Origin of the sequence: Streptomyces melanogenes, from assembly GCF_014649795.1 — a bacterium.
GTDB lineage: Bacteria > Actinomycetota > Actinomycetes > Streptomycetales > Streptomycetaceae > Streptomyces > Streptomyces noboritoensis.
Genome location: NZ_BMTS01000008.1, coordinates 69,751 through 84,758, shown reverse-complemented (window position 1 = coordinate 84,758; position 15,008 = coordinate 69,751). Strand labels below are relative to the sequence as shown.

The window sequence follows — 15,008 nt, the reverse complement described above, 5'->3', positions numbered from 1 at the left end:
CGTGTTTCCTCGACAGGTGAAACGGGCCGTGGCGCGCCTCGCGCTGCTCGCCGCCGTCGGCCTGCCTGCCGCCGCGTGTGGTTCCTCTTCGCAGCCGCCGCCGGAGGTGGACTGGGCGGGCGGAGTCTGCGCGCACCTGGCGGACAGCGGGGCGGGGCTCGCGGTGCCCACGGTCGACAAGGCGCAGCCGGTGCGGGCCAAGGGCCAGTTGGTCACCTTCCTCACCGCGCTCTCCGAACGGCTGGGGTCGCTGCGCGCGGACATGCAGAAGGACGGGGCGCCGCCGGTGGACGGCGGCGCGGCCGCCTTCGGCACGGCCCTCGCCCATCTGGACCGGGCCCGTACATCGGTGGGCGACGCGGTCGCCACGCTCTCCAAGGCCCAGGTCACCGACCAGAAGTCGCTGAAGTCGGCGCTGGACGCGGCGGGTTCCTCCCTGAAGGCGGTCAGCGCGTACAAAGGGCCCGCCGACGACCTGCGTGCGGACCCGAAGCTGCGGAAGGCCTTCGACGGCAACCCGGACTGCGTCGCGGCCGTCGCCGCTGCCGGGGGCGGACAGGGGGCGGGCGATGGATCCTGAACCCGACCGGCCCGAGAGCCTGCGGGAGTTGTCGCGCGGGCAGCGGCTGGCCGTCGTCGTCGCCGCGATCGCCGTCGTCGTCGGCCTGCTCGTCCACACCGGCGCCACCTTCCTGCACCTCGCCCCGCGCAACGCGGCCACCGACGCCATCGGCGACACGGTCACCTCCTATATGGCGCCGGAGTTCGTTCAGAGCTGGCAGCTCTTCGCGCCCGACATCACCCGGACCACGACGGCGGTCGCCGCCCGCGTCGAACTGCGCGCGGCGGACGGTACGACCCGGACCGGCCCCTGGCACGACCTCACCGCGCAGGACCTGGCCGAGCTGAGCGGCAACCCGCTGCCGAGCCGGATCCGCCAGCAACTCGCCACCGCCTGGAGCACGATGCTCGCCTCGCACGACGCACAGCAGCGGCCCGTCGGCGCGGTCGGCCTCGACAGCGAGCAGTACCTCAAGCGCCTCGCCCTGTCCCGGATGCCCGCGACCCCGCGCGGCGAGCGCATCGAACGCATCCAGTTCCGCTCGACCGACACCACCGTCCCGCCCCCGCCGTGGAAGACGGGCGCTGCCCGCACCGCGCCGGTGGTGCGCAGCTGTCCGTGGTGGCCGGTGAGCGCCGCCGACTTCGCTCAGGGGCGTACGTCATGAAGCCACGACCAGCCGGTGGGATAGCGCTGGACCGGGCGCTCGGGAGAGCGTGTGACGCCCGCGTGTGGGCGTATCAGAGCGCGGCCGTACGGATCGGCATGGCCGGGGTGTGGCTGCTGCTCCTCGTCCACGAGTTCTGGCGGCGCGAGCGGATCTGGGGCCCCGACGCCCCGTGGAGCTGGCGGCTGGCGGAGCACTCGCTGGACCGGAGCCATGCGTTCAGCGTGCTGCGCTGGTCCGGCGGCCAGCTGTGGTTCGAGGTCTTCTACGTGCTGTCGGCGGCCGTCGCCGTGGCCCTCCTGCTCGGCTGGCGCACCCGGACGGCCTCCCTGCTCTTCCTCGTCAGCGTGCTCTCCCTCGACCACCGCAACGAGAACGTGCTCAACGCGGGCGACACCATCTTCCGCATCACCGCCGTCTACCTCGTCTTCACCCGGTGCGCCCAGGTGTGGTCGCTGGACGCGCGCCGGCGCGCCCCGGACACGGACGACGACCGTACGGGAGTGGTGCTGTGGGCCGTCTGTGGACTCGTCCTCGCCTGGGCGACGCTGCTCGCCCTGCTCACCGGCGGCTGGGCGCTGCTGCTGTGGGGCTGCTGGGCGGGCCAGGCGGTGTGGCGCGGGGTGCGCGGCCGTCCGGGCGTGCGCCGGACCCTGGAGCTGATCGGCCATCTGCTGCACAACGGGGCGGTGGCGATGATGATGATCCAGCTCTGCCTGCTGTACGGGTCGGCCGGCTGGTACAAGATCCAGGGCGCGCCCTGGCAGGACGGCACCGCCGTGTACTGGTCCGCCGGGCTCGACTGGCTGGAACCGTACCCCGCGCTCTCGCATGCCCTCTCCTCGCACGCGCTGACCGTCCTCGCGCTCACCTACGGAACCGTGCTCGTCCAGGTCGCCTTCCCGTTCAGCCTGCTCGACCGGCGGGTCAAGAACGTCCTGCTCGCGCTGCTGTTCGCCGAGCACATCGGCATCGGGCTGCTGCTCGGGCTGCCGTACTTCTCGCTCTCGATGATCGTGGCCGACCTGGTGTTCCTGCCGACCGGGTTCCTGGTGGTGGCGGGGGAGCGGGCCGCCGGGCTGCGGCGGCGCCTGGCCGCTGTCGGACGACCGGCCCCCGACGCCCGGGGCGCGGAGGCCGGTCTGGCGGCCCGCTCGGAGGAACGCACGGAGCCGCACCCGGAGGAAGGGGAAGGGGTCACCCCTTCTTGGCGAGGGTCATGTTGATCGTGTTGCCCGGGCCCGAGGTGAAGGCGCTGAGGATGTCGTTGAACGCGCCGCAGCTCTTGAGCGGCGGCAGGGTGTACGTGCCCTTCAGCTTGCCGCCGCCGAGCGGGTCGAACCTGCCGTCCGACGTCAGATTGACGTCGGCGGGGGTGCCGGTCTTGCAGTCCGCGCCGCCGCCCAGCGGGATGCCGAAGACGGCGATCTCGGGGAGCTTCACGTACATGCTGGACTTGGCGGTGAGGTCACCGGCCGTGTTGAGAGTGCCGTTGGTCCGGCCCACCTGCTGGAACTCGATTTTCGCGGTCGCGGGGAGGAAACCGAGGATCGAGAACTTGCCCGAGGTCGGGTTCAGCGTCAGATCGGCGTTGTACGTGCCCGAGGCGAGGTCGAAGTCGGCCTCGATGCCACCGGCCAGCGCGGCGGTCCCGTTCGCGGCCTTGATGACCGAGCTTCCGGTGAGGCCGTAGCCCAGGTGGATGGGCGGGTTGGGGTTGGTGGGGTTGGTCGGACTGGTCGGGTTCGTTGGGTTTGTGGGATTGGTGGGGCTAGTTGGGTTGGTCGGACTCGTTGGATTCGTGGGGTTGGTCGGGTTCGTAGGGTCGGTCGGATTTGTGGGGTTGGTGGGGTTCGTGGGGCTCGTTGGGTTGGTCGGGTTCGTCGGGTTGTTGTCCACGACCTTGAAGCGGTGCAGGGTCTTGTCCGTCGACGTCAGGGTGCACGCGGCGTCGAACGTGTCCTTGCCCGTGACCAGTTGAACCGGTTTGCCGTTGGCGTCCCGCGCGATCATGTCGTGCAGCGAGATGTTGTTGACGTCGATGCTGCCGTCGCCGGTCTTGTCGAAGGTCAGCGAGGGCGCGTTGCCCTTGGCGACGACGGTGAAGTCGGCGGGCGGGCTGGGGATGTTGCCCTTGGCCACGTCGTTCTCGACCTTGATCCCGGAGAGCGGACCGGACGGGGTGTTCACCGTGACGTCGGCGGTGGCCTTGCCCTCCAGGGTCTTGGCACCGACCAGCCCCAGGCCCTGCGCGGCCCGGGAGCTCACCAGCGTGTTCGCGTCGATTTCGAAGGCCGGGGTCGCCTGGCCCTTCTGGATCTCGTCCGGTATGTCGGCCGTGATGGTGATTTTGATGGGGTCGGCGTTGATCAGGGGGAAGACGCAGGAGTAGTCCTGCACCAGTTTGGCCGGTACCGCCGCTGCCGTGCCGGCGGCGGTGACCGACACCGTGGTGGCGACCACGCCTATGGCGGCGGTCACCGCCAGGGTGGACAGCGCCCCCTTGGTCCGCTTTCTCTGAATTCCCATGAGCTGCCTCTCGCGGAGATGAAACCATCGCGTTTCGGATCGAAAACTACTGAGCAGTAAGGTGGGGGTCAAGGTTAAATTCAGTACCGAGCGACCAGGGAATTGTGAATTGGCATCCCTTGATGAATCGGGCGGTCTTTTTTCGTCGTCCCGTGCGCATTCCCAGCGCGATAGGGATGCGATTCGGACGGAGTGGCAGCGGGCGTGAAATGGTCGTTGACCGACCTCCCTGACCTCACTACTTTCCTTGGGGTATGGGAGTTCCTAAAAACAGAACCGGCCTGAAATGCGCGCTCGGCGGCTCGGCGGCCCTCGCGCTGGCGGGCGGCGCGCTCCTCTCGTACGGGGTCGGCAGCGCGGCCGCCGTGGAGGCCCGGCTTTCACAGACGTACGAGTGCAAGTTCCCGCTGATCGGGGCGGATCCGCTGAAAGTGGCGATCACCGCCGAACTTCCCGCCTCGATTCCCGTGAACACCCAGACGGGCGCGATACGGATCGACGCGCTCTCCACGGTGAGCGCGCGGGCCGCGCAGGGGCTCGGGCTCGTGGGCGCGAAGAGCGTGGAGGGGATCGCCTCGGCGAGCGCCACGGTGAACCTGCCGGGCGGCGACCAGCTCGACGTGGGCCTCGACACCACCGTGGCGAAGGCCGAAGTGCCCAGCCCGGCCAGGGATTTCGACGTCAAGGCGGCCGGCGCGGCCCCGTCGCTCTCCTTCCGCAGGCCCGGCGCGGCCACCATCGACGTCAACGCCCTCACGCTGAAGCTGACGGCCCGGGACGCGGCGGGCAAGGTCGTCCAACTGCCGCCCTACGGGGACGTGTTCGAGGCACCCTGCGCGCTCAAGCCCGCCGACCAGAACAAGACACTCCACCGGTTCACCGTCACCGGCGCCGACCCGACGGGCCCGACCCCCACCGCCCCGACCCCGACCGGCCCCACCCCGACCGGCTCCACGACGACCGGACCGGGGCCGACGGGACCGTCCCCGACCGGCCCGAGCCCGACCGGCCCCGGCGGCACCCCCGGCCCCACCGGAACGGCAGGCCCCGGCCCGTTCGTCCCGCCGCCCGGAACGACCGGCGGCACCTCAGGAGGCACCGATCTGGTCACCCACGTCAACGGCCCCGGCGACGGCAGCCTCGCGGGCACCGGCGCCGCCGCCGCGGGCTGGCTGCTCACCGGCGCCGGAGTGCTCGGCGCGGCGGGCATCACGGCCTTCCACTACGCGCCGCGCCGCATCAGGGGTGAGGGCGACGACGGGACCGTATAAGGCGATGGGACGGTATAAGGCGATGGGACGGTATAAGGCGATGGGACGGTATAAGGCGATGGGACGGTATAAGGCGACGGGACCGAATGAGCCGTATACGTACGGCCGAAGTCACCCGGTCCGCCCGACCCGCCCGGACGCCCGGCGCCGCAGCACCAACCACACCACACCACCGGCCAGGACGAGTCCGGCGAGCGCGACGACCGTCCAGTTCACCGTGGCGTAGTCGACCTCGGCGCTCTCGACCAGGTTGCCCGCCGTGTCGCTGGCGGTCACCTCGACGTTCCCCCAGTCCACGAGCGGCGGCCCGACCCACTTCTGGGTGACCTCGACGCGCTGGCCCGGTAGCAGTTCGGCGGGCAGCCGACGCCCCGGGGGCTCGAAGGCGGTGTGCCCGAACACCCCCTTCGCCCGCAGCGTGACCTGCGGCGAGAGCATCACGTTGCCGCTGTTGACCAGCGCGTACGAGATGGTCGCGGCGCGTTTCGCACCCGGCACCAGCGGTGCGGTGTAGCGGAACCGCACGTCGTCGATGCGCAGCCCCTGTACACGGGCTCCGTTCACCTTCAGATAGACGCGGGCCCCGACGGCCTGCTGGACCGCGACCCCGTTGCCGTCGGCGTGGCCCAGACGCGTGTCGAGGGCGACGACCGCCCCCGGATGGTCGCCCGGCTCGGCGTCCTTGGGCACGGTGAGCGTGAACGGGACGGTGACCTCGCCGCCGCCGGGAACCGTCACCTCGGTGCGGTCCAGACGTGTCCAGGCCCCGACGCCGGTCATCCGCTCGCCCTTGTTCCGCACGGCGAAACCGCCGTCGCGCGGCGTGTTGTAGCCGTCCGTTCCGTACAGCTGGAAGGTCGTCGTCCGGGCGTCGAGGTTCTTCACGGTCACCTGGTCGCGCACGGTCGCGCCCCGGTCGGCGGTCATCCGGAAGTACGCCCGGGTCGGTGTGCTCGGCGCGCCCTGGTGCACCGGGAAGACCGACCAGCGGCCGTTGTCGGCGGCCCGCGCGGCGGGCGCGGACACCGCGGCGAACGCCGTGAGCAGGCCGAGGACGGCGAGAACGGCGAGGAGCGGCGCCCACCGCCGCGAAGTGCTGCGCTTGCTCATACGGGTTCCCCCTGGGAGCTCGTGGGGACGGAAGCGGGCCGGTCGCGGGGTGCGACCGGCCCGGGGGAGGCGCGACTCACGTCAGGGTGAGGGTGAGCACGGCCTTGTAGTCGCCCGCGGCGGCCGTCGCGGGGATGGTGAGGTTGAGCGCGCTGTCCACGGTGAACTGGCCGCCGGTGGCGGCCGCGTCGGGCGCCCCGGCCAGGGTGGCGCCGACGGTTCCGACGGGACCCTCGGTCCCCGCCACGCAGTTGCTCTTGGAGCCCGGGGACGTCGTGCACGCGGGCTTCCAGCTGAGCTTGTCCGCGCCGATCGCGCCGGCCGTCCCGGTGAAGTCGGTGACCTTGCCGGTCAGCGACCAGCCGGTGGCGCCGTTGCGGCCGTCCTTGACGGTGACGGTCTGGAGGTTGCCGCTGGAGACGCCGCCCAGGCCCTGGTTCACGGCGGAGAGAGCCACGCTGTCACCGGGCTGGCTCATGGAGAGCGTCCCGGCCGCGGCCTTCACCTGGGTGCTCAGGTTCTGCTGAGCGGTCGAACCGGAGGGGGCGGTGGGGTTGGTGGGGTCAGTCGGGTTCGTGGGGTTCGTGGGGTTCGTGGGGTTCGTGGGATTCGTTGGATTGGTGGGGTTGGTCGGGTTCGTGGGATTCGTTGGGTTCGTGGGGTTCTTCGGCACGATCTTGAAGCTCGCGAGGACCTTGTCCGTCGACTTCAGCGTGCACGGGGCGTCGAACGTGTCCTTGCCCGTGACCAGCTGGATCGGCTTGCCGTTGGCGTCGCGCACGATCATGTCGTGCAGACCGATCCCGTTCACCTCGATGCGGGCGTCGCCCACCGTGTTGAAGGTGAGCGAAGGCGCGTTGCCCTTGGCGTTGACCGTGAAGTCGGCGGGCGGGCTGGGGATGTTGGTCTTCTCGACCGTGTTCTCCACGCCGATTCCGGAGAGTGGACCGTCCGGTGTGTATACCGTGACGGTCGCCGTCGCCTTGCCCTCCAGCGTCTTTCCGCCGACGAGCCCGAGCCCCTGTGCCGCCCGTGAACTCACCTTCGTGGCCGTGTTGACCGCGAAGGCGGGCGACGCCGTGCCCACTTCGATCTCGGTCGGTATCTCGGCCGTGATGGTGGCCTCGATCGGGTCGCTGCCGATCAGCGGAAATACACAGTCGTACTGCTGGACGAGCTTTGCCGGGGCCGCCTGCGCCGTCCCGGCGCCCGCGAATCCGAGCATCCCCGCGACGACGCCGCCGGCGGCGGTGAGGGCAAGGACCGATCTCGCTCCGGACTTTCTCTGCTGAGCTCCCATGAGCTACCTCTTGTGTGTTGTACGGACAGTGCGGAACTGGCGCGAACACTCGCCCGCGAAAGGGCGTGGAGGCTAGGTGAAGGGCGGAAAGTTCCGCGTTTCGGATGCGTAAACTACTTGCGAGTAGGGGGACGGTCAAGGCGCCGGATATGCAAGGGTGGCGGAGGTCCCGGTCGCCGCTGTTTCTTGTCACCGCGGTGAGTGCGGCCGCGCTCTTTCTTGTCTCCGCCGCACACATGCTCACGGGCGTGACAAATTCGGGAATGGGCGCGGAAATCGACCTGAATGGAATAGGAAGAGAAAACGATATTCCGGAAGCGGGGAGGTCTCGCGGGGTGATCCGTGCGGCCGGATCGGGCCGCCGCGCGCGATTGCAATATGACGGCGTGTCAGATATGACGGAACGTCAGGAAGGATGGGAAGCCCATGGGGAAGCCGGGACGGCCGGGGACGGCGCGGCGGGGCGTGAGGCGCCCTGGCAGCCGCTCCCCGCGATCGGTAAGGTCGGCCCCGGCCGAGCGGCAGCCGGCCGCGTCGACCCGCAAGGCACCACGCTCGCCCCGGCCCTCCCCGTCGGGCGGCGCCGTCGAGAGTCCCCGCCCCACCGCACGTCCCGGCAGCGGTACGAGTTCCGGCACCAGCGCAAGTCCCCGTGTCAGCGCACGTCCCGGCAGTGGTACGAGCTCCACACGCGGCCCGGCGCCGCAGGGCGGCCCACCCCCCGGCCGTCCGGCGGGCCCGCCGCCCCCGACCCTTCGGGGCTCTCCGCTGCCGCCACCCCCCTCGCAGCTCCATCGGTCTGATTCGGAGTGTTCATGACGCCCGTAGCGCCGAACCCTGAACTTGTCATCGGAGTGTGCCCGTTAGGGCTGCCCGACCCGCGTCCGGTCGCCGAGGTCCGCCGGGCCGGCGGACTCGGAGTGCTGGACCTCGGGGCGGGCGACCGCCGCGCCAGAGAGGCGCTCGCCCGGGTACGGCGCTGGACGGCGGGCGCGTTCGCCGTCCGGGTCGGACCGTCCTGCGCACTGACCCCCGAGGAGGTCGCCGAGGAGTGCGGCGGCGACCTGCCGCCCGTGGTGCTGCTCGCCGCCGACGCCGACTGGAAGATCGGTCAACTGACCGATGAATGCCGGGTGTTGGCGGAGGTCGGAGATCAGGACGAGGCGCGCCGGGCCGCGGCGGACGGCGCGTACGGGTTGGTGGCGCGCGGCAGTGAGTGCGGCGGCCGCAGCGGTGATCTGAGTACGTTCGTCCTCCTTCAGGCGCTGCTCGCCGACCCGGCGTACGACCTGCCGGTGTGGGCCTGTGGGGGCATCGGCCCGCGTACGGCCGCGGCGGCCGTGGTCGGCGGCGCGGCCGGGGTCGTCCTCGACACCCAGCTGGCCCTGCTCGCCGAGTCCGGGACCGACGACGCGGCGGCGGCCGCGCTGCGCACGGCGGACGGGTCCGGGACGAGCGTCGTCGACGGCGTCCGGGCGCTGCGGAACGCGCGCACCGGCCTCGAACTCCCCGTCGGCCAGGACGCGTTCCTCGCCGCCCGGTTCGCCGACCGGTGGGGCACCGTGGCTGCGGCCGTACGCGGAGTGCGCGAGGCGATCCTGGCCGCCGTGGGCGATCCGGCCGTGGCCCGGACCCTGGCGGCGGGCTCCGCGATGGCGGACGCGCTCGGCACCCGGCTGCCGGTGGTGCAGGGTCCGATGACCCGGGTCAGCGACCGGGCGGGCTTTGCGGCGGCCGTGGCGCGCGAAGGTGCGCTGCCGATGCTGGCGCTCGCCCTGTCCGACGGCGAACAGAGCCGCGCCCTCCTCGAACGAACCCGCGACGACCTGGGCGAACGGCCCTGGGGCGTGGGCATCCTCGGCTTCGCGGACAGCCGGATCAGAGCGGAACAGCTCGCGGCCGTCCGAGCCGTCCGGCCCACCCACGCGATCATCGCCGGGGGGCGCCCCTCGCAGGCGGCCGACCTGGAGGCGGTCGGCATCAAGACGTTCCTGCACGTGCCGTCGGCCACGCTGCTCGAACAGTTCATTGACATGGGCATGCGTAAATTTGTCTTCGAGGGCGCCGAATGCGGCGGACACGTCGGACCGCGCAACAGCTTTCCGCTCTGGGAGGCGCAGCTGGCGGTGGTCGAGGAGTACGTGGCCCGCGCGCCCGGCACCGCGGGCGACTTCCAGGTGCTGCTCGCGGGCGGCATCCACGACGAGCGCTCCTCGGCCATGGCCGCGGCCCTCACCGCCCCGCTCGCCGCGCACGGGGTCGCGGTCGGCGTCCTGATGGGCACCGCCTACCTGTTCACGGCCGAGGCGGTCGAGTGCGGCGCGATCCAGCCGGTGTTCCAGCGCCAGGTGATCGCCGCCGGGGCCACCGCGCTCCTGGAGAGCGCCCCCGGTCATGCCACCCGCTGCGTCGCCAGCCCGTACACCGCCGACTACGCGGCCGCCCGCGCCCGTCTGCACGCCGACGGCACCCCCGACCGGCAGGCGTGGGAGGAGCTGGAGCGGCTGAACATCGGGCGGCTGCGGATCGCGAGCAAGGGCGTCGAGCGGGAGGGCGGCGAGCTGCGGCCCGTCTCCGAGCAGCGCCAGCTGGACGCCGGGATGTTCATGGCCGGGGAGGTGGCCGTGCTGCGCTCGGCGGCCACGACCGTCGGCGCGCTGCACGACGCCGTGAGCCGGGGCGCGACCGCCTTCGCCGAGCGCCGCACGGCCGAGCTGCGCGAAGCCCTCGGCACGGCCGAGGAGGTCGTCGAGGAGCCTGCCCCGCAGCCGCTCGACATCGCTGTCGTGGGCATGGCCTGCATGTTCCCCAAGGCCCCCGATCTGGCGACCTACTGGGCGAACGTCGTCGGCGGCGTCGACGCCGTCACCGAAGTCCCCGCCGACCGCTGGGACCCGGAGATCTACCACGACCCCACCGGCGAGCGCGCAGGGACGACCGCGTCGCGGTGGGGCGGCTTCCTGCCGCCGATCCCCTTCGACCCGTTCGCGTACGGCATCCCGCCCGCCTCGCTCGGCAGCATCGAGCCCGTCCAGCTGCTCGCCCTCGAAGCGGCCCGGCGGGCGCTGGAGGACGCCGGGTACGGCGACCGGTCCTTCGACCGCTCCCGTACGTCCGTGGTCTTCGGGGCCGAGTCCGGCAGCGACCTGTCCGGCGCGACCACCCTGCGCACGGTCCTGCCCGCCTATCTGGGGGAGGTACCGGCAGCCGTCGAGGAGCAGCTGCCCAGGCTCACCGAGGACTCTTTCCCCGGCATGCTCGCCAACGTCATCGCGGGCCGGATCGCCAACCGCCTCGACCTCGGCGGCGCCAACTACACGGTCGACGCGGCCTGCGCCTCCTCGCTCGCCGCACTCGACGTGGCCTGCAAGGAACTCGCCTCCGGCACCAGCGAGATGGTGCTGTGCGGCGGCGCCGACCTGCACAACGGCATCAACGACTACCTGCTGTTCTCGTCGGTGCGCGCCCTCTCCCCGACCGGCCGCTCCCGTACGTTCGACGCCTCCGCCGACGGCACCGTGCTCGGCGAGGGCGTGGCCTGCGTGGCGCTGAAGCGGCTGGCCGACGCCGAGCGGGACGGCGACCGCGTCTACGCCGTGGTCAAGGGCATCGGCAGCGCCAGCGACGGCCGCTCCCTGGGGCTCACCGCGCCCCGGCCCGAGGGTCAGCGGGCCGCACTGGAACGGGCCTACCGGGCGGCCGGGATCCCGCCCGCCCGCGTCGGCCTGGTCGAGGCGCACGGCACCGGGACCGTGGTCGGCGACCGCACCGAACTGGCCACGCTCACCGCCGTGTTCACCGAGTCGGGCGCGGCGCCGGGAAGCTGCGCGCTGGGCTCGGTCAAGTCCCAGCTGGGCCACACCAAGTGCGCGGCGGGCCTGGCGGGCCTGATCAAGGCGGCGCTGGCCCTGCACACCGGCATCACCCCGCCCACCCTCCACCTCCAGGAGCCGAACGCGGCCTGGGACCCGGCGACCAGTCCCTTCGCCTTCCACGCCGAGGCGCGGCCATGGGCGGCCCCGGCGGCCGAACGGATCGCCGGGGTCAGCGCGTTCGGCTTCGGCGGCACCAACTTCCACGCGGTGCTCACCGCCCACGACACGGACGCGCCTCCGGCCCAGGGGTACGAGGAGTGGCCGGCCGAACTGTTCCTGTTCCGGGGCGCGGACACGGCGGCGGCCGGGCGGGAGGCGGAGTGGCTGCTGGGCGAACTGGGTGAGTCGGACACCGCGCTCCGGCTTCGGGACGCCGCGCTGGTGGCGGCCCGGCGCGCCGAGTCGCGGCCGGGCCCGGTGCGGATCGCGGTTGTCGCGGAGAGCGTCGACGAGCTGCGCGGGCTCCTGCGGAAGGCGGCGGCGGGGGAGCGGAGCCAGGGGGTGTATCTGGCCGACGGGTCCGGGGCGGGCGGGCTCGCTGGCGTACCCGGGACGGACGGGGGCGATGGTCTCGGGGCCGACGCCAAGGTCGCCTTCCTCTTCCCCGGTCAGGGCAGCCAGCGGCCCGGCATGCTCGCCGAACTACTCGTCGCCTTCCCGGAGGCCGCGCACCTGGTGCGGCAGGGCGGGGCGTACGCCCACGCGCTCTATCCGCCGAAGGCCTTCGATCCCGGTGCGGCCGACCGCCAGCAGGAGGCACTGAAGGACACGCGGATGGCTCAACCAGCCCTGGGGATCGTCGGGCTGACGATGAGTCATGTTCTGGAACGGGCAGGCGTGCGACCCGATATGGCGGGCGGGCACTCCTACGGGGAGCTGGTGGCCCTGGCGGCTGCCGGAGCCCTCGCTCCCGACGCGCTGCTCGACCTGAGCGCCCGCCGGGCCGAGTCGATCCTCGGCTCGCTCGGCGAGGACCCCGGCACCATGGCGGCGGTCGTGGCCGCCCCCGCCGAGGTGGAGCGCGTCCTCGCCGGGGCGGGGCTGACCGGTCAGGTCGTCGCGGCCAACCGCAACGGCCCCCGCCAGACCATCGTCTCCGGCCCCACCGCCCTGGTGAACGAGGCGCTGGACCACCTCCGGGGCGCGGGACTCACCGTGCGGCGCATCCCGGTCGCCTGCGCCTTCCACAGTCCGCTGGTCGCCGGTGCGGGCGAACGGTTCGCCCCGGCCCTGGCCCGGCACACGGTCAGGGCGCCGGAGTTCCCGGTCTGGAGCAACCGGACGGCCGCGATCTATCCGGCCCGGCCCGATGCCGTACGCGCCGAACTGGCCGCGCAGATCGGGTCGCCGGTGCGGTTCGCCGAGCAGGTCGAGGCGATGTACGCGGCGGGGGCGCGGATCTTCGTCGAGGCGGGCCCGGGCACGGTGCTGACCGGCCTCGTCGGCCAGATCCTGGGCGACCGGCCGCACCTCGCGGTCGCCTGCGAGCCCCGCCCCGGCGCCGGGCTGCGCGGCCTGCTGGAGTCGCTGGCGCGGCTGGCGGTCGCGGGTGTGCCGGTGCGCGCCGGGCGGCTCCTCCAGGGCCGGGGCGCGGTCATCGAGAGGCCGGAGCCGCCCGGCTGGACCGTGGACGGCCACCTGGTCCGCACCCGCTCCGGCGAGCTGCTGCCCGGAGCCCTGCAACCGGCCCGACGGGTCAGTCTGGAGACGAACACGGTGACGCGCGACAGCCCCTCCCAGCACGACCTCATCGCGGACTTCCTGCGCACGACACGCGAGCTGGTCGCGGCCCAACGAGACGTCCTGCTCACGCACTTGGGGGCGACGGGCGGTGTCGCGTCCCCGCCGCCGGTCCCGCCTCGCACGGACCCCGTCGTACAGGTTGCGGTGGTGCCCGAGGAAGCCCCACGTCCGGTCGTGGTCGACATCGAGCAGGCCGTGCTCACCGTCATCAGCGAACGCACCGGCTACCCCGTCGACATGATCGAACCTGATCTGGACCTCGAAGCGGACCTGAGCATCGACTCCATCAAGCGCACCGAGATCGTCGGCGAGCTGGCCCGCCACCTCGCGGGGACCCGCACCTTCGACGACGCGGAGATGGAGGAGCTGTCCCGGGCCCGTACGGTCGCCGCGATCACGGAGTGGATCACCGGGCACGAGACCCCGGCCGAGCCCGCGATTGCCGAACCCGAACCCGAACCCGAGCCCGTCCACGGTGTCGCCCCGCGCCGCTTCCTCTTGGAGGAGACGCCCCTCGACGTGCCCGTCACCCCACCCGACGCCGACCTCCACGGCAGGCGCTTCGCCCTGCTCGGCGGCGGTGCGACCGCCGAGGAGCTGGCGGCCCGGCTGAGGGACCGGGGTGCGGAGGCCGTCGCGTACGACACGGACCGGCGGCTCGACCCGGCCGACGGGCCCCTCGACGGCGTCTTCCACCTGGGAGCCGTGGCCCCGTCGGACGGTGGCGAGGCGCTGCTCCCCGGGGCCTTCGAGGTCTTCCGGGCCGCACTGCGCCTCGGCCCCCGATGGCTGATCTGCGGCAGGACCGCGCCCGGCACCGGAGAGGACGCGGGGGCGGGGCTGCACGGGCTGTTCCGGACCATCGGGCGGGAGTACGGCGACCTCGCCGCCCGCGTCGTCGACCTGGACCCGGCGGCCACGGCCGCGCGGCGGGCCGACCTCCTGCTGGCCGAGCTGTACGCCGAGGACCGCGCCCCCGTCGTGGTGCGCACCGACGCCGGGCGGTGCGGGTACGAGCTCGTGGAGCGCGCACTCGGCGGGCTGGCGCGGACCGGTGCGGGGCCCGCCGGGGACGGGGCCGCCGAAGCGGCGGCGCTCGGGCTCGACCGGGACTCCGTCGTCGTGCTCGCCGGAGGCGCGCGCGGGATCACCGCCGACTTCGCCCTGGCGCTCGCGGCGGCCTCGCGCTGCCGGATCGAGCTCCTGGGCAGGACCCCGCTGCCGACCGGGCCCGAGGACCCGGAGCTCGCGGGCGCCGCCGACGCGGCCGCGCTGCGGGCGCTGCTCGCCGCCCGGGGCGAGCTTGCCGCCGCCGCGATCGAGCGCGAGGTCAGGAACGTCCTCGCGGGCCGTGAAGTCACCGACACCCTGGACCGGTTGGGGAGGCTGGGCAGCCCCGCCGCGTACCGCGTCGCCGACATGTGCGACGGCGGTGCCGTGGCCCAGGCCGTCAAGGAGATCCAGGCGGAGCACGGGCGCATCGACGTGGTCGTGTACGCGGCGGGCGTGATCGAGGACCGGCTCATCGAGGAGAAGGACCCCGAGTCGTTCCGGCGGGTGTACGCGACGAAGACGGACGGCGCCCGCGCTTTGCTCGACGCCGCTTCCCAACTGCCCCACGGCCCCCGGACGGCCGTCCTGTTCGGCAGTGTCTCCGCCGTCCTCGGCAACCGGGGGCAGAGCGACTACGCCGCCGCCAACGACGCGCTCGCGGCCCTCGGCGAGCGGTGGGCGCGGCGCACCGGGCGGCGGGCGCTGACCGTGCACTGGGGGCCGTGGGCGCCGTCCGGGGTGCACGGCGGCATGGTCACCCCGCACCTCGCCCGCGAGTACGCCCGGCGCGGGGTGGCCCTCATCGACCGCGAGGAGGGCGCACTCGCCCTGCTGCGGGAGCTGGCCTGGGGCGACGCGTCGACCACGTCCGTGGTCTACACGGCGTCGGGCTGGTGAC

General features: G+C 72.9%; 8 protein-coding genes. 5 read left to right on the top strand and 3 right to left on the bottom strand.

Annotated elements, in window-relative coordinates; genetic code table 11:
* Position 1 precedes the first annotated feature (1 nt).
* From IE252_RS18830 to IE252_RS18820, 3 genes are read left to right on the top strand one after another with little or no spacing between them, the layout of a single operon-like run.
* The gene (locus tag IE252_RS18830) at positions 2–580 is read left to right on the top strand and encodes a hypothetical protein (protein ID WP_190090604.1); all 579 of its coding nucleotides are present in this window, start codon (positions 2–4) and stop codon (positions 578–580) included.
* Positions 570–1,229: a DUF5819 family protein gene (locus tag IE252_RS18825; RefSeq protein ID WP_190090603.1), complete on the top strand. Its 660-nt coding sequence runs from the start codon at positions 570–572 to the stop codon at positions 1,227–1,229. Before IE252_RS18830 ends, IE252_RS18825 begins: the two co-directional genes overlap by 11 nt.
* Complete coding sequence (locus IE252_RS18820) at positions 1,226–2,455, top strand: HTTM domain-containing protein (RefSeq protein WP_190090602.1); 1,230 nt, start codon at positions 1,226–1,228, stop codon at positions 2,453–2,455. The genes IE252_RS18825 and IE252_RS18820 overlap by 4 nt, the downstream gene beginning before the upstream one ends.
* On the opposite strand, the gene IE252_RS18815 is transcribed toward IE252_RS18820, so the two are convergent.
* On the bottom strand, positions 2,427–3,758 hold the full coding sequence (locus tag IE252_RS18815) for a DUF6801 domain-containing protein (protein WP_190090601.1): 1,332 nt from the start codon (positions 3,756–3,758) through the stop codon (positions 2,427–2,429). The two genes, IE252_RS18820 and IE252_RS18815, sit on opposite strands and share 29 nt — an antisense overlap.
* A gap of 254 nt (positions 3,759–4,012) precedes the next feature.
* Here IE252_RS18815 and IE252_RS18810 point away from each other — a divergent pair, with 254 nt between their 5' ends.
* Positions 4,013–5,029: a DUF6801 domain-containing protein gene (locus IE252_RS18810; RefSeq protein ID WP_190090600.1), complete on the top strand. Its 1,017-nt coding sequence runs from the start codon at positions 4,013–4,015 to the stop codon at positions 5,027–5,029.
* Between the two features lie 111 nt (positions 5,030–5,140).
* Here IE252_RS18810 and IE252_RS18805 read toward each other — a convergent pair whose 3' ends face one another.
* Positions 5,141–6,139 carry a COG1470 family protein gene (locus tag IE252_RS18805; protein ID WP_190090599.1) on the bottom strand — a complete coding sequence of 333 codons (999 nt, stop codon included), beginning with the start codon at positions 6,137–6,139 and terminating at the stop codon, positions 5,141–5,143.
* Between the two features lie 76 nt (positions 6,140–6,215).
* Positions 6,216–7,439 (bottom strand): DUF6801 domain-containing protein, encoded by a 1,224-nt coding sequence (locus IE252_RS18800; RefSeq protein WP_190090598.1) that lies wholly within the window; start codon positions 7,437–7,439, stop codon positions 6,216–6,218.
* Positions 7,440–8,254: 815 nt separating this feature from the next.
* On the opposite strand from IE252_RS18800, the gene IE252_RS18795 reads away from it, so the two are divergent.
* The gene (locus IE252_RS18795; RefSeq protein WP_190090597.1) at positions 8,255–15,007 is read left to right on the top strand and encodes a type I polyketide synthase; all 6,753 of its coding nucleotides are present in this window, start codon (positions 8,255–8,257) and stop codon (positions 15,005–15,007) included.
* The last annotated feature ends 1 nt before the right edge of the window (position 15,008 follow it).

Coding starts and splice junctions, on each gene's coding strand:
- IE252_RS18825 (WP_190090603.1), top strand. CDS start 570: ATGGATCCTGAACCCGACCGGCCCGAGAGCCTGCGGGAGTTGTCGCGC.
- IE252_RS18820 (WP_190090602.1), top strand. CDS start 1,226: ATGAAGCCACGACCAGCCGGTGGGATAGCGCTGGACCGGGCGCTCGGG.
- IE252_RS18815 (WP_190090601.1), bottom strand. CDS start 3,758: ATGGGAATTCAGAGAAAGCGGACCAAGGGGGCGCTGTCCACCCTGGCG.
- IE252_RS18810 (WP_190090600.1), top strand. CDS start 4,013: ATGGGAGTTCCTAAAAACAGAACCGGCCTGAAATGCGCGCTCGGCGGC.
- IE252_RS18805 (WP_190090599.1), bottom strand. CDS start 6,139: ATGAGCAAGCGCAGCACTTCGCGGCGGTGGGCGCCGCTCCTCGCCGTT.
- IE252_RS18800 (WP_190090598.1), bottom strand. CDS start 7,439: ATGGGAGCTCAGCAGAGAAAGTCCGGAGCGAGATCGGTCCTTGCCCTC.
- IE252_RS18795 (WP_190090597.1), top strand. CDS start 8,255: ATGACGCCCGTAGCGCCGAACCCTGAACTTGTCATCGGAGTGTGCCCG.